The sequence below is a fragment of the Rhizobium sp. NZLR11 genome, from assembly GCF_019685115.1.
In the GTDB taxonomy this organism is placed as follows: domain Bacteria; phylum Pseudomonadota; class Alphaproteobacteria; order Rhizobiales; family Rhizobiaceae; genus Rhizobium.
Genome location: NZ_JABDWD010000001.1, coordinates 37,592 through 56,172 on the forward strand (window position 1 = coordinate 37,592; position 18,581 = coordinate 56,172).

Annotated in this window: 18 protein-coding genes; 9 read left to right on the forward strand and 9 right to left on the reverse strand. The window is 61.6% G+C overall.

Translation table 11 applies throughout. The features are described from left to right. The first annotated feature begins 37 nt into the window (after nt 1-37). The gene (locus HJB83_RS00185) at nt 38-475 is read left to right on the forward strand and encodes a nucleoside deaminase (protein ID WP_209888859.1); all 438 of its coding nucleotides are present in this window, start codon (nt 38-40) and stop codon (nt 473-475) included. A 41-nt stretch (nt 476-516) separates the two neighbouring features. Here the strand turns inward: HJB83_RS00185 and HJB83_RS00190 are convergent, their stop codons facing one another. The 4 genes from HJB83_RS00190 to HJB83_RS00205 all read right to left on the reverse strand — a co-directional run bounded on the left by HJB83_RS00190 (nt 517) and on the right by HJB83_RS00205 (nt 6,303). Further along, nucleotides 517-1,146, reverse strand: a complete 630-nt coding sequence (locus tag HJB83_RS00190; protein ID WP_221131105.1) for a hypothetical protein — start codon at nt 1,144-1,146, stop codon at nt 517-519. Nucleotides 1,147-1,277: 131 nt separating this feature from the next. Beyond that, complete coding sequence (gene ileS, locus HJB83_RS00195) at nt 1,278-4,169, reverse strand: isoleucine--tRNA ligase (protein WP_221131106.1); 2,892 nt, start codon at nt 4,167-4,169, stop codon at nt 1,278-1,280. Nucleotides 4,170-4,456: 287 nt separating this feature from the next. Then, nucleotides 4,457-5,440 (reverse strand): bifunctional riboflavin kinase/FAD synthetase, encoded by a 984-nt coding sequence (locus HJB83_RS00200; RefSeq protein WP_221131107.1) that lies wholly within the window; start codon nt 5,438-5,440, stop codon nt 4,457-4,459. Between the two features lie 14 nt (nt 5,441-5,454). Beyond that, nucleotides 5,455-6,303, reverse strand: a complete 849-nt coding sequence (locus tag HJB83_RS00205; RefSeq protein WP_207583097.1) for a TIGR01459 family HAD-type hydrolase — start codon at nt 6,301-6,303, stop codon at nt 5,455-5,457. 284 nt (nt 6,304-6,587) lie between these two features. Here HJB83_RS00205 and groES point away from each other — a divergent pair, with 284 nt between their 5' ends. From groES to HJB83_RS00220, 3 genes are all read left to right on the forward strand, one after another. Further along, on the forward strand, nt 6,588-6,884 hold the full coding sequence (gene groES, locus HJB83_RS00210; protein WP_003545797.1) for a co-chaperone GroES: 297 nt from the start codon (nt 6,588-6,590) through the stop codon (nt 6,882-6,884). Nucleotides 6,885-6,953: 69 nt separating this feature from the next. Further along, nucleotides 6,954-8,597, forward strand: coding sequence for a chaperonin GroEL (groL, locus tag HJB83_RS00215; protein WP_207583096.1), 1,644 nt, complete (start codon nt 6,954-6,956; stop codon nt 8,595-8,597). A gap of 675 nt (nt 8,598-9,272) precedes the next feature. Continuing rightward, the gene (locus HJB83_RS00220) at nt 9,273-9,719 is read left to right on the forward strand and encodes a hypothetical protein (RefSeq protein ID WP_207583095.1); all 447 of its coding nucleotides are present in this window, start codon (nt 9,273-9,275) and stop codon (nt 9,717-9,719) included. 66 nt (nt 9,720-9,785) lie between these two features. Here the strand turns inward: HJB83_RS00220 and HJB83_RS00225 are convergent, their stop codons facing one another. Further along, on the reverse strand, nt 9,786-10,496 hold the full coding sequence (locus HJB83_RS00225; RefSeq protein ID WP_221117566.1) for a glutathione binding-like protein: 711 nt from the start codon (nt 10,494-10,496) through the stop codon (nt 9,786-9,788). 212 nt (nt 10,497-10,708) lie between these two features. On the opposite strand from HJB83_RS00225, the gene HJB83_RS00230 reads away from it, so the two are divergent. Next, complete coding sequence (locus HJB83_RS00230) at nt 10,709-11,146, forward strand: DoxX family protein (RefSeq protein ID WP_209887339.1); 438 nt, start codon at nt 10,709-10,711, stop codon at nt 11,144-11,146. A gap of 74 nt (nt 11,147-11,220) precedes the next feature. Here the strand turns inward: HJB83_RS00230 and hisG are convergent, their stop codons facing one another. From hisG to hisS, 3 genes are read right to left on the reverse strand one after another with little or no spacing between them, the layout of a single operon-like run. Beyond that, a complete protein-coding gene (gene hisG, locus HJB83_RS00235) occupies nt 11,221-11,916 on the reverse strand; it encodes an ATP phosphoribosyltransferase (protein ID WP_221131108.1) in 696 nt (231 codons plus the stop codon). Beyond that, the gene (locus tag HJB83_RS00240; RefSeq protein WP_221117568.1) at nt 11,913-13,034 is read right to left on the reverse strand and encodes an ATP phosphoribosyltransferase regulatory subunit; all 1,122 of its coding nucleotides are present in this window, start codon (nt 13,032-13,034) and stop codon (nt 11,913-11,915) included. Before HJB83_RS00240 ends, hisG begins: the two co-directional genes overlap by 4 nt. Nucleotides 13,035-13,076: 42 nt before the next feature. Next, nucleotides 13,077-14,600: a histidine--tRNA ligase gene (gene hisS / locus HJB83_RS00245; protein WP_221117569.1), complete on the reverse strand. Its 1,524-nt coding sequence runs from the start codon at nt 14,598-14,600 to the stop codon at nt 13,077-13,079. A gap of 129 nt (nt 14,601-14,729) precedes the next feature. Between hisS and HJB83_RS00250 the strand changes: the two genes are divergently transcribed. The 3 genes from HJB83_RS00250 (at nt 14,730) to HJB83_RS00260 (ending at nt 16,389) form a co-directional block, all read left to right on the forward strand. Then, entirely contained in the window at nt 14,730-15,491 is a 762-nt protein-coding gene (locus HJB83_RS00250) for a hypothetical protein (RefSeq protein ID WP_221117570.1), read from the forward strand. A gap of 83 nt (nt 15,492-15,574) precedes the next feature. Beyond that, nucleotides 15,575-15,958 (forward strand): hypothetical protein, encoded by a 384-nt coding sequence (locus tag HJB83_RS00255; protein WP_207583088.1) that lies wholly within the window; start codon nt 15,575-15,577, stop codon nt 15,956-15,958. A 71-nt stretch (nt 15,959-16,029) separates the two neighbouring features. After that, nucleotides 16,030-16,389: a DUF305 domain-containing protein gene (locus HJB83_RS00260; RefSeq protein WP_221117571.1), complete on the forward strand. Its 360-nt coding sequence runs from the start codon at nt 16,030-16,032 to the stop codon at nt 16,387-16,389. Nucleotides 16,390-16,461: 72 nt separating this feature from the next. Here the strand turns inward: HJB83_RS00260 and HJB83_RS00265 are convergent, their stop codons facing one another. Then, the gene (locus HJB83_RS00265; RefSeq protein ID WP_221117572.1) at nt 16,462-17,511 is read right to left on the reverse strand and encodes an aldo/keto reductase; all 1,050 of its coding nucleotides are present in this window, start codon (nt 17,509-17,511) and stop codon (nt 16,462-16,464) included. A gap of 364 nt (nt 17,512-17,875) precedes the next feature. Here HJB83_RS00265 and HJB83_RS00270 point away from each other — a divergent pair, with 364 nt between their 5' ends. Then, on the forward strand, nt 17,876-18,580 hold the full coding sequence (locus tag HJB83_RS00270) for an HAD family hydrolase (protein ID WP_207583085.1): 705 nt from the start codon (nt 17,876-17,878) through the stop codon (nt 18,578-18,580). Nucleotide 18,581: the final 1 nt, after the last annotated feature.

The window sequence follows — 18,581 nt, forward strand, 5'->3', positions numbered from 1 at the left end:
AGTGGAAATTCTTGCGATCGTGAAGACAAATCGTTTCATGGAGATGGCGCTTGAAGAAGCGCGTGCCGCCGGAGAACGCGGCGAGGTGCCGATCGGCGCCGTCATCGTTATCGACGATATCGCCATTTCCCGGGCGGGAAACCGCACGCGCGAGCTTAAAGACGTGACCGCGCATGCCGAAATCGCTGCGATCCGGCTTGCCTGCGAAACGCTCGGACAGGAGCGTCTCGTCGGCGCCGATCTCTATGTGACGCTCGAGCCTTGCACCATGTGCGCGGCAGCCATCTCGTTTGCGCGTATCCGCAGGCTCTATTACGGCGCCGAAGACCCGAAGGGCGGCGGCGTCGACAATGGCGTGCGATTTTATGCGCAGCCCACCTGTCACCACGCTCCGGAGGTTTATTCCGGCTTCAACGAGGTGCAATCGGCCGACATCCTAAGACGATTCTTTTCGCAAAAGAGAGAGGCGCCGTAATCTTTACAGCGCCGCGCGTCTTTTCAAACGCTCAAAGGCCGCTATTGCAGGAGGTTCCACCACTGCTTGCCGGTGTTGGCGACCGCCGCATCCTTCTTGCGCTTTTTCTGCTTCTTGAGCTCGGGCTCGCCGACATCGTCGAGCTTTGCCGGATCGTCGACGGTGCGGTAGCCCGGCGGCGGATCGGAAATATAGCGGCGCTGATCGATATAGGAGCCCTTCTGCAGGTCGCGGGCTTCACGATAGGCCTTGGTCTGCGCTTCCGTCGTGCGCCGTCCGCCTTCGATTGCCGAGCTGGCGAGCGGCGAGCGGTAGTTCGGATTGTCGGAGTTCGCGTCTGCTTCCCCGACGAGGCGGGCGCGCGTTTCCTCCGGCGATTCAATCCATTGCGGATTGTCCTTGTTGGCGACCGTCTGCTGCGGTGCAACGAGGGTTTCCTTCTGCGCCTGGGCCGGCAGTACCAGCGTCGGGCGCGGCGTGTACTTGACGCCCTTGTTCTTCGGGTCGGGCCCGGTCAGCGACACGGACTGTCCGAGATCGTCGGTCAATTGCTCCATGGCAGTCTTGTCGGTGCCGTAGGTCGGGCTGCTGGCGCAGCTGGAGACCAGGGAGCATCCCGCCATGACGACAGACAGGCAGGCGCCCATACGGAACCAATGCGTTGCGAACATGAAAACCCTTCCAGCCACCGGTGCAATCGTTGCCCAACCGGACAACCGTCCCCCTGACGCAAAAATCCGGCCATTTTCAGGCAGCTTTTACCGGATGAACCGCGAAAACGCAATTCACCCGGCAATATTCTTCACGCGAGCAGCGCAAGCTCGCGAAGGGCTGCAGCATCACGGGCCGAGACGTCGGGATATTCGGGATCGGAACCGACGTCCCTGGTGATCCGCCAGGAGCGGGCGCATTTCTCACCCTCTGCAAGCTTCGGCACGACGCTAACCTCAGGCACTTCGGCCAGGCGGAAAGCTTCAGCCGGGCCTTCGCCGGCCCTGACCTCGATTGCCGAGGTGATGCAGACTTCGGTGAAGTCCTGGCCTTCCAGCGCCTTCAGCAATTCCGGATCGGCGATGTGGACGACCGGCGCCGCTTCCAGCGAGGAGCCGATGCGCTTGTCCTTGCGCTCGATTTCCAGCGCGCCTGTGACAACCGAGCGGACCGCGCGGATCTTCTTCCACTTCTCGGCCAGGGCATCGTTACGCCATTCCTTTGCAACCGGGGCAAATTGCTCCAGATGCACGGAAACGGCGGACGGATTGCGCGACAGCCAGGCCTCTTCGGTGGTGAAGGGCAGCATCGGGGCAAGCCAGGTCACCATGCAATCGAAAATCTGACGGATGACGTGCAGGCTGGCGCGCCGGCGCAGGCTCGATGGCGCGTCGCAGTAGAGCGCATCCTTGCGGACATCGAAATAGAAGGCCGACAGCTCGACATTGGCGAAATCGATCAGTGCGCGGGCGATCTTCTTGAAATCGAAGGCATCGTAGTTTTCGCGCACCAGCTCGTCGAGTTCGGCAAGCCGGTGCAACATTAACTGCTCCAGCTCCGGCAGATCGGCAAACTCGATCTCCTCGCCCGTGTCGTGGGCGAGCGTGCCGAGCATCCAGCGGATGGTGTTGCGCAGCTTGCGATAGGCATCGACATTGGTCTGGATGATCGTCTTGCCGACGCGCAGGTCGTCGGCATAGTCCGAGGTCATGACCCAGAGGCGCAGGATGTCGGCGCCGGCGTCCTTCATCACTTCCTGCGGCGCGGTGACATTGCCCTTCGACTTCGACATCTTTTCGCCCTTCTCGTCCATGGTGAAGCCATGGGTAAGGACGGCGTTATAAGGGGCGCGGCCACGGGTGGCCGCCGATTCCAGCAGTGACGAATGGAACCAGCCGCGATGCTGGTCGGAACCCTCGAGATAAAGGTCGGCCGGCCACTTCAGGTCCGGGCGGTCTTCGAGCGTGAAGGTGTGCGTCGAGCCAGAATCGAACCAGACATCGAGGATATCCATGACCTGCGTCCAGCGGGCATGGTCATGATCGTTGCCGAGGAAGCGCTCCTTGGCGCCTTCGGCAAACCAGGCGTCGGCGCCCTCCTGTTCGAAGGCGTCGAGGATGCGGGCGCTGACGGCTTCGTCGACGAGGACCTCGCCCTGCTCGTCGGCAAAGACGGCGATCGGTACGCCCCATGCTCTTTGACGAGAAAGAACCCAGTCCGGGCGGCCTTCGATCATGGCGCGCAGGCGGTTCTGGCCGGCGGCGGGCACGAAGCGGGTGTCGTCGATCGCACCGAGAGCGCGCGAACGCAGCGTCGTGCCGTCGGCAAGGGTCTTGTCCATATGGACGAACCATTGCGGCGTGTTGCGGAAGATCACCGGCTTCTTCGAGCGCCAGGAATGCGGATACTGATGCTTCAGCCGGCCGCGGGCAAAGAGCGCGCCGCGGGCGATCAGTTCCTTGATGACGCGGTCGTTGGCATCGCCCTTCTTGCCGTTATCGTCGATGACGCGTGCGCCCTCGAGGCCGGGGGCATCCGATGTGTAGAAGCCGCCGTCGTCGACCGGGAACGGGATTTTGGAGTCGATGCCACGAGCCTCCAGCGTGCGGACGGCCGACATCCAGGCATCGAAGTCTTCGCGGCCGTGGCTGGGTGCCGTGTGCACGAAACCGGTGCCGGCATCATCGGTGACGTGATCGCCATCAAGCAATGGCACGGCGAATTCATAGCCTCCGTCCAGACCCTTGAAGGGATGGGCACAGGCCATCGCTGCGAAGTCGGCCGCAGAGACATCGCTCAGGCGCTTGTACTGCAGCTTGGACTTGGCGAAGGATTCCTCAGCCAGCTTGTCGGCAAAGATCAGCTTTTCGCCGGGACGCGGACCAAAATCGTTCTCGGCAGCCGTTACCTCGTAGAGACCGTAGGAGACACGTGCGGAAAAAGAGATCGCGCGGTTGCCGGGGATCGTCCAGGGCGTGGTCGTCCAGATGACCACGAACGCATCCTTGAGCGCAGCCGGACCTTCGACAACGGGGAATTTCACCCAGATCGTGTCGCTCTCGTAATCCTGGTATTCGACTTCGGCCTCGGCCAGCGCCGTGCGCTCGACGACCGACCACATGATCGGCTTGGAGCCGCGATAAAGCTGGCCGCTTGCGGCGATCTTCAGGAGTTCGCCGGCGATGCGCGCTTCCGCGTGGAAGTTCATCGTCGTATAGGGATTGTCGAAGTCGCCTTCGATGCCGAGACGCTTGAACTCTTCGGCCTGGGTCTTGATCCAGCCGGTGGCAAACTCACGGCATTCGCGGCGGAATTCGTTGACCGGGACCTCGTCCTTGTTCTTTCCCTTCTCGCGGTACTTCTCTTCGATCTTCCATTCGATCGGCAGGCCGTGGCAATCCCAGCCGGGCACGTAATTGGCGTCGTAACCGCGCATCTGGAACGAGCGGTTGATGACATCCTTGAGGATCTTGTTCAGCGCGTGGCCGATATGGATGTTGCCATTGGCATAGGGCGGGCCGTCGTGAAGCACGAACTTTTCGCGGCCGGCGGCCGAAGCGCGCAATTTCTTGTAGAGACCCATCTCCTGCCAGCGTTTGACCAGCTCCGGCTCCTTCTGCGGCAGGCCGGCGCGCATGGGGAAATCGGTTTCGGGCAAATAGAGGGTCTTCGAATAGTCGATCTTTTCGGCTGTGTCGGTCATATCGGACAATCGTTTCTGGCGGCCCAGGAAGGGGCGCAACGGGCGTGAAAAAGCTGGTGACGGAAGCGCTTGTATCCAAGCGCCAAAAACCCGGACCTTCCGGCCGCTTAGCGCGCGCGGAAGGCCGGGCCGATAATTCGCATCGTCATCGCCAGCCGAAATTTCGTCATAGCGGCGGTTCATAGGCGTTTTTGCCTGGAAAAGGAAGAGCAGAATTCGCGGTTGCGCCATCGGCATCGGTGGCAGGAATCGCTGGTCTCCCCGCTGCCGCCACGCTCACGGCGACGTCAGGAAAAACAAAGCTTCCGGTCGAGTTCGCCCAGCGGTTTCACACCGGAAAGCAGCGCCCTCGCCTGCTCCTCGTCGCGCTTGATCTGGGCGACCAGCGGATCGAGGCCGTCGAATTTCAGCTCCGGTCTGATATAGCCGAAGAAGGAGACGGCGCAGCGCTGGCCGTAGAGATCGCCACTGAAATCGAAAAGGTAGGTTTCGAGCAACGGTGCACCGTTTTCCGTAACCGTCGGGCGGCGGCCGTAGCTTGCGACGGCGTCGTGCAGCGTGCCGTCCTGGCGGCGGAAGCGGACGGCGTAGATACCGGCGGCGAGTTCGACCTCCGGCGGCAGGCGCATGTTGGCGGTGGGAAACCCGAGCTGCCGGCCGAGCTTTTCGCCGTCGATCACCTCGGCCTCAACCGTATAATGATAGCCCAGCATGCCGGCGACTTCGCTGACATTGCCGTCGCTTAAAAGCGCGCGGATATGGCTCGAAGAGACGACGTCGGCGTTTTCGTCGCGGAAGGCGTCGATCAGGGTGACGCCGAAGCCATAGGTCTGGCCGGCATTCATCAGGAAGGCCGGACCGCCCTCGCGGCCGCGGCCGAAATGGAAATCGAAGCCGGTGACGACCTCTGAGGCGCCGAGCCAATCCTTGAGGATCGAATGGATGAAATCATCGGCCGAGCGCTGCGAAAACTCATAATCGAAGGGATATTCGATGACGGCGCCGAAACCGAGCGTTTCCAGGATGCGGGCCTTCAATGGTGCGGGCGTCAGGCGGAAGACCGGTGTCTCAGGCCGGAAGACCGTGCGCGGATGCGGCTCGAACGTCAGCACCAAAGCGGGGATACCGCGGGCCCTGGAGATTTCGAGCGCGCGGCTGAGCACCGATTGGTGGCCACGGTGCACGCCGTCGAAATTGCCGATGGCAATGACGCCGCCCTTTAGATGGGCAGGCAAGGGTTCCCGGGTTTCATTGCGGTGGAAGACGGTCATCGGCTGGCTTCTCTTTATGCAAGGCGTGGCATCCACCACTTCGGCGCGGCTTTTTCCCGATCGAGATAGGCGTTGAGGATCGCCTCGTCGGTCTCGCCGTTCAGGGTGTATTCCTTGGCGTGGATACCGCCGCTGATGTAGAGAAGGTCGAGGCCGTAATTCAAGGCGCCGCGCACATCGGTCGGCATGCCGTCGCCGATCGCCAGCACGCGGTCGACCGAGAAATCGCCGCGAAGCTCGCGGGCAGCGGCCAGCGTCGCCTCATAGATCGGCCGGTGCGGTTTTCCGGCGATGCGGGTGCTGCCGCCAAGCTGCTCATAATAGGCGGCCATGGCACCGGCGCAGGGGATGATGCGGTGACCACGCTCGACGACGAGGTCGGGATTGGCGCAGATCATCGGCACCTCGCGGGCTTTGAATTCCAGAAGCATGTCGGTGTAATCCTCCGGCTTCTCAGTCTCGTCGTCGAAAAAGCCGGTGCAGACGAGCGATTGCGCTTCGCCCGCCGGCTTGCGCTCGACGCCGATGCCTTCGAGAAGCGCCTTGTCGCGCTCGGGGCCGAGCAGAAAGACCGTCTTCGGCCCTTCGGCGATCAGCCGGCGCGTGACGTCGCCGGAGGTGACGATCCTATCATAGGCGCCGTCGGGAACGCCGATCTGGCGCAACTGCTCGACCACCTGCCAGGAAAGGCGCGGCGAATTGGTGATGAGGACGACGACGACGCCGTTGGCGCGCGCCGCCTCAAGGGCTGCGGCTGCCTTCGGAAACGGATCGACGCCATTGTGAACGACGCCCCAGACATCGCAGAGCACCACGTCGTAATGACCTGTTATCTCCGAGAAGTTTTCTATCCGCCTGGCCATTCCGATTTCCCGATTTGCTGCAGTCACCGGTGACATTGCAAAGGCGCAAGGCGATGGCAAGGCATTTTCTTCGCCGTCGACCCGCCGCGCCGGTTTCGGCGGCAATCTCCGCAATTCTTCCGCCTCTTCACAATTCCGGCACAAAAATTCGTGATTGCTCTCATTGACTCCTTTCGGAGCCATCCCTAAATGCTCGTCGCTAGCACTCACCGCAAGGGAGTGCTAACATCTATCCATGTGGGCCGCTCCGGCCCGCGAATGTCATTCGATCGAGGGATTAGACAATGGCAAGCACCAACTTCCGCCCCCTTCACGACCGCGTCGTTGTTCGCCGCGTTGAGTCCGAAGCCAAGACCAAGGGTGGCATCATCATTCCCGATACCGCCAAGGAAAAGCCGCAGGAAGGCGAAATCGTCGCCGTCGGTTCCGGCGCGCGCGATGAGTCCGGCAAGGTCGTCGCACTCGACGTCAAGGCTGGCGACCGCATTCTGTTCGGCAAGTGGTCCGGCACCGAAGTCAAGATCGACGGCGAAGACCTTCTGATCATGAAGGAAGCCGACATTATGGGCATCATCGGCTGATCAGCCGCTGGCCTTCCCACGTAGCCGACGGGTCCAGAACCCGGACACTCGAAATGAGGAGTTTCAATCATGGCATCTAAAGAAATCAAGTTTGGTCGCACCGCGCGCGAAAAAATGCTGCGTGGCGTCGACATTCTCGCCGATGCAGTCAAGGTAACGCTCGGCCCGAAGGGCCGTAACGTCATCATCGACAAGTCCTTCGGCGCTCCGCGCATCACCAAGGACGGCGTTTCCGTCGCCAAGGAAATCGAACTCGAAGACAAGTTCGAAAACATGGGCGCACAGATGGTCCGCGAAGTTGCTTCGAAGACCAACGACATCGCCGGTGACGGCACCACGACCGCAACTGTTCTTGCCCAGGCGATCGTTCGCGAAGGCAACAAGGCTGTTGCAGCCGGCATGAACCCGATGGACCTGAAGCGCGGCATCGACCTCGCTGTTGCTGACGTCGTGAAGGATCTCCAGGCCAAGGCCAAGAAGATCTCCACTTCGGAAGAAGTTGCACAGGTCGGCACGATTTCCGCAAACGGCGACAAGCAGGTCGGTCTCGACATTGCTGAAGCCATGCAGAAGGTCGGCAACGAAGGCGTCATCACGGTTGAAGAAGCCAAGACCGCCGAAACCGAACTCGAAGTCGTCGAAGGCATGCAGTTCGACCGCGGCTACCTCAGCCCCTACTTCGTGACCAACCCGGAAAAGATGATCGCCGACCTCGAAGACGTCTTCATTCTCCTTCACGAGAAGAAGCTCTCGAACCTGCAGTCGATGCTTCCGGTTCTCGAAGCTGTCGTTCAGACCGGCAAGCCGCTCCTGATCATCGCTGAAGACGTCGAAGGCGAAGCCCTCGCAACGCTCGTCGTCAACAAGCTGCGCGGCGGCCTCAAGATCGCTGCCGTCAAGGCTCCTGGCTTCGGCGACCGCCGCAAGGCCATGCTCGAAGACATCGCCATCCTGACCGGCGGCACCGTGATCTCCGAAGACCTCGGCATCAAGCTCGAATCCGTCACGCTCGACATGCTCGGCCGTGCGAAGAAGGTTTCGATCTCCAAGGAAAACACCACGATCGTCGACGGTTCGGGCGCCAAGTCCGACATCGAAGGCCGTGTTGCCCAGATCAAGGCTCAGATCGAAGAAACCACCTCCGACTACGACCGCGAGAAGCTGCAGGAACGTCTTGCCAAGCTCGCCGGCGGCGTCGCCGTCATCCGCGTCGGCGGCTCGACGGAAGTTGAAGTGAAGGAAAAGAAGGACCGCATCGACGACGCGCTCAACGCGACGCGCGCTGCCGTTCAGGAAGGTATCGTCCCCGGCGGCGGTATCGCTCTGCTGCGCTCTTCCACGAAGATCACCGTCAAGGGTGCAAACGACGACCAGGAAGCCGGCATCAACATCGTTCGCCGCGCCCTGCAGTCGCTCGTTCGTCAGATCGCTGAAAACGCAGGCGACGAAGCCTCGATCGTTGTCGGCAAGGTCCTCGACAAGAACGAAGACAACTACGGCTACAACGCCCAGACATCCGAATATGGCGACATGATCGCCATGGGTATCGTCGACCCGCTCAAGGTTGTCCGCACGGCGCTGCAGAACGCTGCTTCTGTCGCATCGCTGCTGATCACCACCGAAGCCATGATCGCCGAACTGCCGAAGAAAGACTCGGCTGGCGGCGGCATGCCGGGCGGCATGGGCGGCATGGGCGGAATGGACATGATGTGATAGGCCTACGGCCTTCACAGCATCGTTCATGAAACCGCCCATCATCTAAAATGGGTCAGCGCGTCAAGCGCGCTGAACGGGCGGAATGGACATGATGTGATAGGCGAAAGCCTGCACTGCCATCATTCCGGTCTCCGGAACAGGAAGGGCGGCCCTCGGGTCGCCCTTTTCTTTTGCGCGCATTTCCCGTCTCCGGCGATTCGGTCCGTTGTGCGCAATTTCATGGCGCGTCGCCCGCTCCCGCCCGGGAAGCTTTCGCGAGGCTTGCGTTGCCGCGCTTTTTCAAGCCTCTGGTCTTGGCGGGAGATTGCGGCGTTGCGGCGCCCTTTCTCACCTCATGTCGAGTGGAACCGCATCCAAAGCCCGCAAAATTGATGTTTCGGCGCCGCTTCCCCGCTGGATAGGCTGAGGATGCCGGCATCCCAGGAAAAATGCCGATCCGAACACCCCTTAAAAAGCCGTTGCCGTTTGTTCAAAAGCTCCTATAAATCCGCGCTGCAATTGAAGTGCGCCCACCAAGCGGGCGCGAGAGTCGATCCTTGACGTTCCGCAGGCCCGATGGCCGCGGCAACGATCGCAGGTAAAAGCACGGGCATCATGCCTGCTGCTGCGTGATCCTGTTTTTGTGTTTACCGAGCGTGCGGCGGAGGAGCTGCATGCGAACGGGGGAACGCCTTGTTTAAGATCGCCAAAGCCAATGCAGCCGTACCTTTGACACCCGGCTCGCTTGAGCACCACAATCAAAATGACGAGATCGTGGCGCAGTTTTCGATTTCCGAAGCCTGGACCGGAGATTTGTCGAGCGGCATGTTACGTCTCGGCGAATGGAGCGCGATGCTGCACGGCCTCTCCGCACAGGAATGCGGGCTCCTAAGCCTGATCCGCTGCTACGATACCAAGGACCGCGGCCACATCTTGGAACTGTTCGAGCAGGCGGCGACACGCTGCTCCTCCTTCTGTTTTTCGACGACGATCATCATGCCGAACGGCTTGCGCCAGCCGCTGTTCTGCATGGGCGAGTCGAACGGGCTCGAAGAGAAATACAGCGGCAGCATGGTCGGCGTCTTCATCTTTCCGCGCTTCAAGCTTGAAGGCGCAAGGCAGATTGCAAGCCACCGATAGAGGCCGGAGGTAGAACACCAAGGCCGTCCCGATGGGCGGCCTTTCTGCTTTGCGGCGGCCTGTTCGTCACTCCGGCTTGACCGGAATGTTGAGCCCCTTCTCGCTGGCCGGGCGGGCGATGCAGCGCTGCAGCCAGTCCATGACGGCGGGGAATTTCGCATAGTCGAGAACCTCGCGGCCGCCATAGAAGATATCGGCGCCGCGAACCCAGGTGAAGGTGGTGATGTCGGCAATCGTATACTGGTCGCCCATGATCCACTGCCGACCCTTCAGCCGGTCTTCGAGCACGCCGAGCAGCCGTTTGGACTCGTCGCGATAGCGCTCCACCGGATAGGAATTATTGGCGACCTTGTCGGCGGCGAACTTGTAGAAATGTCCGAACTGGCCGAACATCGGGCCGATGCCGGCCATTTGGAAAAACACCCATTGGATGCACTCGTAGCGGCCAGCGGCGTCTTCAGGAATGAGCTTGCCGGTTTTTTCGGCGAGATAAAGCAGGATGGCGCCGGATTCGAACAGGCCGATCGGCTTACCATCCGGCCCGTTCGGATCGATGATCGCCGGAATGCGGCCGTTCGGGTTGAGAGATTCGAATTCCGGCGACTTCTGCTCGTTGGCTGCGAAGGAAATATAATGCGCCTCGTAGGCAAGGCCGAGCTCCTCGAGCGCGACTGATACCTTCACCCCATTCGGCGTCTGCAGCGAATAAAGCTGGATGATGTCGGAATTTTTCGCCGGCCAGCGCGCCGTGATCGGAAATGCGGACAGATCTGCCATCGGATTCTCCTTGTTGGGCGCCGACCATAAGAGACCGGACGCGGCAAAGGCAAGCGGCCGCCTGTAGGGCATCGTTCTATATTATTGAACAAAGTGTCCCCGTTCGTTTATCTTTCCACAATGGGAGAAATGAGCGACATAGGAGGCATCAGAGGTCCACACGGTGCCGGGGCACCAAGATCTCCAGAACCAGTCAAACGGAGACAACGTCCATGTCGAACAACGTCATTACCCTGATTGCCCGTATCCTGCTTTCCTTCATGTTCATCTTCGCCGGCTTCGGCAAGCTGACCGATCCGGCTTCGACCGCCGGCATGATCGCCGGTGCAGGTCTGCCCGCTTCCACGGCGCTCACCTATCTCGCCGGCCTGTTCGAACTTGCAACCGGTCTCGCCGTGCTCGTCGGCTTTCAGGTCCGCATCGTCGGCTGGCTGCTCGCCGTGTTCTGTGTGTTCACCGGCGTCGTCTTCCACCTTTCGCCGGTCAACGTTCCTGATTTCCCGGCCGCTGCCAACGGCTGGATCAACGCCCTGAACTTCGTCAACTTCATGAAGAACGTCACGCTCGCCGGCGCCTATATCATGCTCGCCACCAACGGCGCAGGCGCTTACTCGCTCGACGCCCGCCGCGGCGCCTACGCGGCCGCCTGAACAAGCAGACATCCTCCCAGACATAGAGAACCCCGCCGTCACATCCGACGGCGGGTTTTTCTTATGCCTGGAGATCAGAGGGCGGCGCGCACCGCGTCGATGATTGCCTGCACGACCGGTTCGTCCGCATGGCTTTCCCTGCGGGCGCGCACGAGGCAGGCCTGCGAATGCAGGATGACGCCGTCCTGAAGCACCTTCAGGCGGTTGGCGCGCAGCGTCGAGCCGGTGGAGGTGATGTCGACGATGATATCGGCCGAGCCGGACGCCGGAGCCCCCTCGGTGGCGCCGAGACTTTCGACGATGCGATAAAGCTGGATGCCGTGCTGGCTCGAAAAGAACTGCTGGGTCAGCCGCCAGTATTTGGTGGCGATGGCAAGGCGCCGACCATGGCGGGCACGGAAATCGGCGGCGACATCGACGAGATCGGCCATGGTCTCGACATCCAGCCAGATCTCCGGCACGGCGACGACGACATCGGCATGGCCGAAGCCGAGCCGGGCGCAGAATTCGACCCGCTTGTCGACTTCGGCAAACCCTTCCCGCATCAGATCTTCACCGGTGACGCCGAAATCGACAGTGCCGTTGCCGAGCTCGCGGGAGATTTCGGAGGCCGAGAGAAAGGCGATTTCGACATCGTCCCAGCCTTCGACGCGGCCGCGATAGGAGCGGTCGTTGCCGACAGCTGCGATCGGCATGCCGGCCCGCTCGAAGATTGCCGAAGCATCGTCCTTCATCCGGCCCTTGGAGGGAAGCGCGATGGTGATGGTCATTCAGCTGCCCTTTCGGTTTCGATGCGGTCGAGCCAGAAGGAGAAGCCGACGGCCGGAATGCGGTCCGTTGCGCCGAGGAAGGTCAGCAGCCGGTCGAAGCGGCCACCACCGGCCAGAACCGCCGCCGAGCCTTCCGCCGTCACCTCGAAGACGAGGCCGGTGTAATAATCGAGCGGCCGTCCGAAGGCGGCGCGGTAGTCAACGCAAGAGAGGTCGACACCGGCATTGGCAAGGGCGGCAACGCGGCCGTTGAAGCGGGATAGTGCGTTGCCGAGTTTCAGGCCGGCCGCATCGGCGAAACCGGCCAGGGCCGCGGACGCATTGACGAGCGGCACGTGGAGCGACAGGAACTCCTCCAGCACATGGAAGGCCGCGTCGTCGAGACGCGTTTCGGAGAGGATGAGCTTTTCCTTGAGCCGCCGGGCAATTTCCAGCGGCGAGCGGCCGGCATTGGCCGAATAACCCGTGGTCTGCATTTCCTGCTCGATATGGGCGACCAGCGCCTGCTCATCGCCTGACGCGACAAGCTTGGCAATATCGTCGTCCAGCCCGGTGACGAATTGCGGGCTGACGAGGCCGGCAAGCAGGGCTTCCAGCTGCGTCATGTTGCCGAAGGCGTGGATCAGGCGCTTCTGCCAGCCGAGCGGCAGGCCGAGCGCCTGGACGACGGCTTCGAACACCGCCTGGTCGCCTAATGTCACCGACAGGCGCCGGCCCGGCAGCAGGCGGGCGAGAATGCCGGTGGCATCGCCGATGGCGCGGGCGTCGGCGCCGGACAGGTTGATATCGCCGAGATCTTCGATGCCGGCCTGATAGAATTCATTGGCGCCGTCGCGGCGCTGACGGAAAACCTCGCCGAGATAGGCGTAACGCTTCGGCGTGCCGGTTGCCGTCTCGATATGGCGCAGGCAGACGGGGATGGTGAATTCGGGACGCAGGCAGAGGCTCGCCCCGGTTTCGCTCTCCGTCATGAAGATGCGGCGGCGCAGGTCCTCGCCGGCGATATCGAGAAAGGGTTCGGCCGGCTGGATCACCGGCGTGTCGATGCGCTCGGTGTTGCGGGCGGTAAATTCGGCCAGCAGATCGTTGGCAAATTCGGGGAGGTTGATCAGGGGCATGCCGCGCTCCGAACGATAAGCGACGAGCGTGTCGGAACGGCCTCAGACATCGCCGCCCGCCCTCTTCCGATCCTCTGCCTGCGCCGCAAGAATCTCCCTCACCTTGGCGACGAGGTCGGCTTCCGGCACCGTCTCCTGTGCCACGCGGGCCTCGCGCCAGCTGGCATTGTCCTCGATCTCGCCGGAGAGCCGCTTTCCCTCGATCAGATCCTTGATCTGCACGACGCCGTCGGCGCGCTCGTCGCCGCCCTGGATAATGGCGACGGGGCAGCCGCGGCGATCGGCGTATTTCAGCTGGTTGCCGAACTTCTTCCAGTTGCCCTGGAACATCTCGGCGCGGATGCCGGCGGCGCGCAGCTCTTGGGTCATCTTCTGATAGCGGCCCATCGCCTCGACATCGCCGTCCATGACGGTTACCAGCACGGGCTCGATCACTTCGCTGGCGCCGAGCTTGCCGAGGTTCTTCAGCGCCGTCATCAGCCTGGAGACGCCGATCGAAAAGCCGGTTGCCGGAACCGGCTGACCCATGAAGCGGGAGACCAGGCCATCATAACGGCCGCCGCCGCCGACCGAACCGAAGACGACCTTTTCACCCTTTTCGTTGGTGACGTCGAAGCTGAGCTCGGCCTCGTAGACCGGGCCAGTATAATATTCGAGGCCGCGCACGACGGAGGGATCGATCTTGATGCGGTCGGACTGATAGCCGGCGCTCGTGACCAACGCCCCGATGAAATTCAGTTCCTCGACGCCTTCGACGCCCTTCGAGGTTTCGGCGACGAGCTCGGCCAGCCGCGAAGCATTTTCGGCATAGTCCTTGATGCCGACGAAGAACAGCACCTTGTCGATCTGCGCCTGGTCGAGGCCGGCGCCCTTGGTGAAGTCGCCGGATTCATCCTTGCGGCCGGGACCGAGCAGCAGGGCCACACCTTCCGGCCCGAACTTGTCGAGCTTATCGATGGCGCGTAGCACGTTGAGCCGCTGGCCGGCCTTGTCGTCGCCGCCGAGGCCGATCGCCTCCAGCACGCTGTCCAGAACCTTGCGGTTGTTGACGCGGATGACATAGTCGCCGCGCTTGATCCCGAGCGCCTCAAGCGTATCGGCCATCATCATGCACATTTCGGCATCGGCCTGGACGCCCGGCGCGCCGACCGTATCGGCATCGAACTGCATGAACTGGCGGAAGCGGCCGGGGCCGGGCTTCTCGTTGCGGAAGACGTAACCGGCGCGGTAGGTGCGGTAGGGAAGCTGGATTTCGTTGAAATTCTCGGCGACATGACGGGCGAGCGGCGCGGTCAGGTCGTAACGCAGCGACATCCACTGCTCGTCGTCGTCCTGCAGCGAGAAGACGCCCTCATTCGGCCGGTCGCTGTCGGGCAGGAATTTGCCCAGCGCATCGGTATATTCGAACAGCGGCGTTTCGAGCGGATCGAAACCATAATGCTCGTAGACTTCCCGGATCTTTGCCGTCATCTCATTGACGGCACGGATATCGGCGGCCGTGCGGTCGACGAAGCCGCGCGGCAGGCGGGCCTTGAGCTTTTGCGGTTTCTTCTGTTTATCGTTCATTTCCGGGAATTCCGCTGACTGTGACAGTGGCGGTTTCCTAGCGGATTGGGCCGGGAGCGGCAAGGGCGAAGGGTCTTGAAGCCGCAGGCAGAATCGATTGAAGCAGAGGCGTCCATCAGAAATGCGGATATGCTCATGATCGCCGAGGCGCTTCTCTATACCGCGACATTGCCGTTGACCGGCAAGTCCTACAGAAAGTTCATCCGCTATTCCGTCAATCTGTGGTCCCGGGCCGGACGTTGCTCCAAGGATTGGGCCGAACACGAAGAGAAGAGCCGGAATGCGATACGCGCGGCGGCAGCCGATCTCAGGCAGAAACGGACGGCGGTCGTGCTCGGTTCGGGCCTGCTGCGCGACGTGCCGATCAAAGAGTTGGCGAGAGACTTCGACACTGTCGTGCTGGTCGACCTCGTCCATCTCGCCTCGGTGCGCCTGTGGCTGACGGCCAAGGGCTACCGCAATGTCCGGCTGATCGAGCGCGATCTCTCCGGCTATGACGATCTCGCCGCCGGCAGGGAGCCCGAACCACTGGGCTTCCTGCGTTCGGTGCCTTATCTCGATTTCGTCGTTTCGGCCAACCTGCTGTCGCAGATCGGCCGCGGCGTGAAACGGCGCCACGAGACCGAGGCAGGCCGCATGCCTAAAGATACGGTGGAAGGGTTGATCGCCGCGCATCTGACCGGGCTTTCGGGGCTTGCCTGCCGCAGCTGTCTGGTGACCGACATCGCATATGCCGTCATCGACCGCAACGGCAGGGTGCAGGAAGAGGCCGACCTGCTGCACGGTGTCTCGCAGCCACCGGCAAAAGCGACTTGGACATGGCCGGTCGCGCCGCTCGGCGAGGAGAGCCGGGATTACCGGATCGAGCACCAGGTGATCGCCGCCTGGTGAGAGGCATGACAATGCCGTGATCCGTCAGCCTGTCATCGTCGGCCAGCTTGGCGTGCGGCCCGCATTCGCCTATATGAAACATCATGCGGACACTCGCCCTCATCACGATGTTACTCGGCTGGCTGGTCTACAGCGCCATGTCTGCATGGGCGGGCTGTCCGACATGCGCGTCGATGAATGCGCCGGTCACCGTCGAGGCCGGCAGCATGCACCATCAGATGGCCGGCATGGATGTGTCCAAAGGGAATATGCCCGAGGGGCCAAGGCAAATCGCTCCCCTGAAAGATCCCTGCGCTAGCGGCGACGTTGCGCATATGCCGCTTTGCGCCGCCTGTCTTCTGCTGCCGCCGACGGTGACGGTCATGGACGGCGGAAAATCCGTTTTCGGCTATCCTGCCCCGGCACTTGCCCGCGCCCTGGATGATAAAAGGCCCGCGCCGCAGGCGCCCCCTCCCCGACTGTCCTGACACCCCATCCATGCCAATCAGGTAGCGCTGCTGCCTGGAAGACCTATTGTCAGACAGAGGAAGGATCTCTCATGTCTCTGAAAATCATTACGCTTGCTACAATGCTTGCCTTCGTTGCCGCCCCCAGCCTTGCCGAAGACATGTCGATGGACATGAGCAAGCCGATGGGCAGTCACGATGCAGCAAGCCACGCATTCAGCGAGGCCAACGCCAAGATGCACAAGGATATGACGATCAAATATAGCGGCAATCCCGATGTGGATTTCGTCCGCGGCATGATCCCGCACCATCAAGGCGCGATCGACATGGCGAGGATCGAACTTCAATACGGCAAGGATGCCGATATCCGCAAACTCGCCGAAGGCGTCATCAAGGCGCAGGAAGCCGAGATCACCGAGATGAATGCCTGGCTTAAAGCCCACGGCAAATAACCGATCGTCTGCAAAAAAAGAACGCCGGATATCTCCGGCGTTCCCTCACCGAAATGCCCTTGGACTTGCAAATCAATCCTTCGGCTCGAAATCGGCCGGGCGGCGGCCGGCGCCCTGTCGCGCCAGCATCCAGCCCGGATATTCGGGAGCAAGGGCGCTGGCCTCGTCGAGCCTTTTCATATCGTCGCCGTCGAGCTTCAGCTTGACGGCGGCAAGGTTCTGGTCGAGTTGGTCGACACGCTTGGCGCCGATGATGACTGTCGTGACGAAAGGCTTGGCAAGGATATAGGCGAGCGCCACGGTGGCGACGCTGACGCGGTGCTTTTCGGCGACTTCGCGCATGACGGCAACGCAGGCCCAGGCCTTGTCCTGGTCGACGGGCGGAAAGTCGAAACTGGCGCGACGGCCCTCGCCGTTGCCGGGCGCGCCGGGACCGTACTTACCGGAGAGCAGACCGCCGGCGAGCGGCGACCAGACCATCAGGCCGAGCTTCTCCTCCTGCATCATCGGCACGATGTCGCGCTCGAGATCGCGGCCGGCGATCGAATAATAGGCCTGCACCGTTTCGAAACGGGCAAAGCCGCGGCGTTCGGAGAGGCCGAGCGCCTTGGAGATGCGCCAGGCCTGCCAGTTGGAGACGCCGATATAGCGCACGAGACCGCGGGAAACGAGATCGTCGAAGGCGCGCAGCGTCTCTTCGATCGGCGTCACCGTATCGGTGGCGTGGATCTGATAGAGGTCGATATGATCGGTCTGCAGGCGCTTGAGGCTCGCCTCGATCGAATCCATGATGTGGCCGCGCGAAGCGCCGCGGTCATTCGGCTTGTCGCCCATGACGCCGTAGACCTTGGTGGCGATGACGACGTCCTTGCGTGGGATGTCGAGGTTCTTCAGCGCCTGGCCGAGCAGCCTTTCGGACTCGCCGGATGAATAGACGTCGGCCGTGTCGATGAAATTGACGCCTGATGCAAGCGAGCGCTCGACAATCCGGTCGGCGGCATTCTGGTCGACATCGGCGATGGCGCCCCACATGCTGCCCTGTTTGGCTTCGCCGAAGGTCATCGTGCCCAGGCAGATTTCCGAGACGAAAAGTCCCGTATTTCCAAGTTGATTGTAACGCATGGTCGAAAAAATCCTTTGTGTCTGCCGCAAGAGGGGTTTGCGAACTTAAGAACTTCATTTTTTGATTATTGGCCTGCGCGTGACAGGCACAGCCGTGGCTGGCTGCAAGGTGAGGCAAAGTCGATCTAGTGCGGCGGCGGCGATTTTCAACGTTGCGCCTTCCAAGCGGAGATAAGTGCCCTTGTCTCCACACAGCCCTTGTCTCGACACAGGCGAGCGATAGATTGCCGGCCATATTTCAAGAACAGGATGATTTTAGGCCGAGCGGCCTAAAATCTGAATCCTGTTCTCAATGAAAGAGTTAGAGCATGATGTCATAAGAAGACCGCTCACACTTTTCGGCATCATGCTCAAAGGTACGCATATGACGACGCGACCACTGACCACGATCGGCTTCGATGCCGACGACACGCTCTGGCAGAACGAACAATATTATCGGCTGACGGAAGCGCATTTCACCGGGCTTCTTGCCGATTTCGCCGAAGGGCCGAAGATTTCCGAGCGGCTGCTGGAAGCCGAGAAACGCAACCTTCGCCACTACGGCTTCGGCATCAAGGGCTTCACGCTGTCGATGATCGAGACGGCGATCGAGATCACCGAGGGTAAGATTCCCTCGAGCGTGATCGCCAAAATCCTCGATACCGGCCGCGACCTCCTCAGCCATCCCGTCGAGACCATGCCGCATGTGCGCGACACGCTGGAGGCGCTTGCCGGCAAATACCTGCTGGTGATGATCACCAAGGGCGATCTGTTCGACCAGGAGCGCAAGCTCGCCCAATCCGGGCTCGGCGACTTCTTCGATGCCGTCGAGATCGTCTCCGACAAGACCGCCGTCACCTATCGGCGCATCTTCGCCAAGGTCGGCGACGGGCCGGAGCGGGCGATGATGGTCGGCAATTCGCTGAAATCCGACATCGTGCCGGCGATCGCCGCCGGCAGCTACGGCGTCTTCGTGCCGCACGAACTCACCTGGGTGCTGGAACATGTGGAAGAGCCGACGGAGGCGCCGCGTTTCCGCAAGATCGGCCATCTCGGCGAGTTGCGCGACTTGATCGACCGGCTGGCATAGG

Excerpts from the sequence above, each read along its gene's own strand:
- HJB83_RS00230 (WP_209887339.1), top strand. The coding sequence starts at position 10,709 with ATGTCGAACAACGTCATTACCCTGATTGCCCGTATCCTGCTTTCCTTC.
- HJB83_RS00255 (WP_207583088.1), top strand. The coding sequence starts at position 15,575 with ATGCGGACACTCGCCCTCATCACGATGTTACTCGGCTGGCTGGTCTAC.
- HJB83_RS00205 (WP_207583097.1), bottom strand. The coding sequence starts at position 6,303 with ATGGCCAGGCGGATAGAAAACTTCTCGGAGATAACAGGTCATTACGAC.
- hisG (WP_221131108.1), bottom strand. The coding sequence starts at position 11,916 with ATGACCATCACCATCGCGCTTCCCTCCAAGGGCCGGATGAAGGACGAT.
- HJB83_RS00185 (WP_209888859.1), top strand. The coding sequence starts at position 38 with ATGGAGATGGCGCTTGAAGAAGCGCGTGCCGCCGGAGAACGCGGCGAG.
- HJB83_RS00265 (WP_221117572.1), bottom strand. The coding sequence starts at position 17,511 with ATGCGTTACAATCAACTTGGAAATACGGGACTTTTCGTCTCGGAAATC.
- groL (WP_207583096.1), top strand. The coding sequence starts at position 6,954 with ATGGCATCTAAAGAAATCAAGTTTGGTCGCACCGCGCGCGAAAAAATG.
- HJB83_RS00200 (WP_221131107.1), bottom strand. The coding sequence starts at position 5,440 with ATGACCGTCTTCCACCGCAATGAAACCCGGGAACCCTTGCCTGCCCAT.
- HJB83_RS00190 (WP_221131105.1), bottom strand. The coding sequence starts at position 1,146 with ATGTTCGCAACGCATTGGTTCCGTATGGGCGCCTGCCTGTCTGTCGTC.
- HJB83_RS00260 (WP_221117571.1), top strand. The coding sequence starts at position 16,030 with ATGTCTCTGAAAATCATTACGCTTGCTACAATGCTTGCCTTCGTTGCC.
- groES (WP_003545797.1), top strand. The coding sequence starts at position 6,588 with ATGGCAAGCACCAACTTCCGCCCCCTTCACGACCGCGTCGTTGTTCGC.
- HJB83_RS00225 (WP_221117566.1), bottom strand. The coding sequence starts at position 10,496 with ATGGCAGATCTGTCCGCATTTCCGATCACGGCGCGCTGGCCGGCGAAA.
- HJB83_RS00240 (WP_221117568.1), bottom strand. The coding sequence starts at position 13,034 with ATGCCCCTGATCAACCTCCCCGAATTTGCCAACGATCTGCTGGCCGAA.
- HJB83_RS00270 (WP_207583085.1), top strand. The coding sequence starts at position 17,876 with ATGACGACGCGACCACTGACCACGATCGGCTTCGATGCCGACGACACG.
- hisS (WP_221117569.1), bottom strand. The coding sequence starts at position 14,600 with ATGAACGATAAACAGAAGAAACCGCAAAAGCTCAAGGCCCGCCTGCCG.
- HJB83_RS00250 (WP_221117570.1), top strand. The coding sequence starts at position 14,730 with ATGCTCATGATCGCCGAGGCGCTTCTCTATACCGCGACATTGCCGTTG.
- ileS (WP_221131106.1), bottom strand. The coding sequence starts at position 4,169 with ATGACCGACACAGCCGAAAAGATCGACTATTCGAAGACCCTCTATTTG.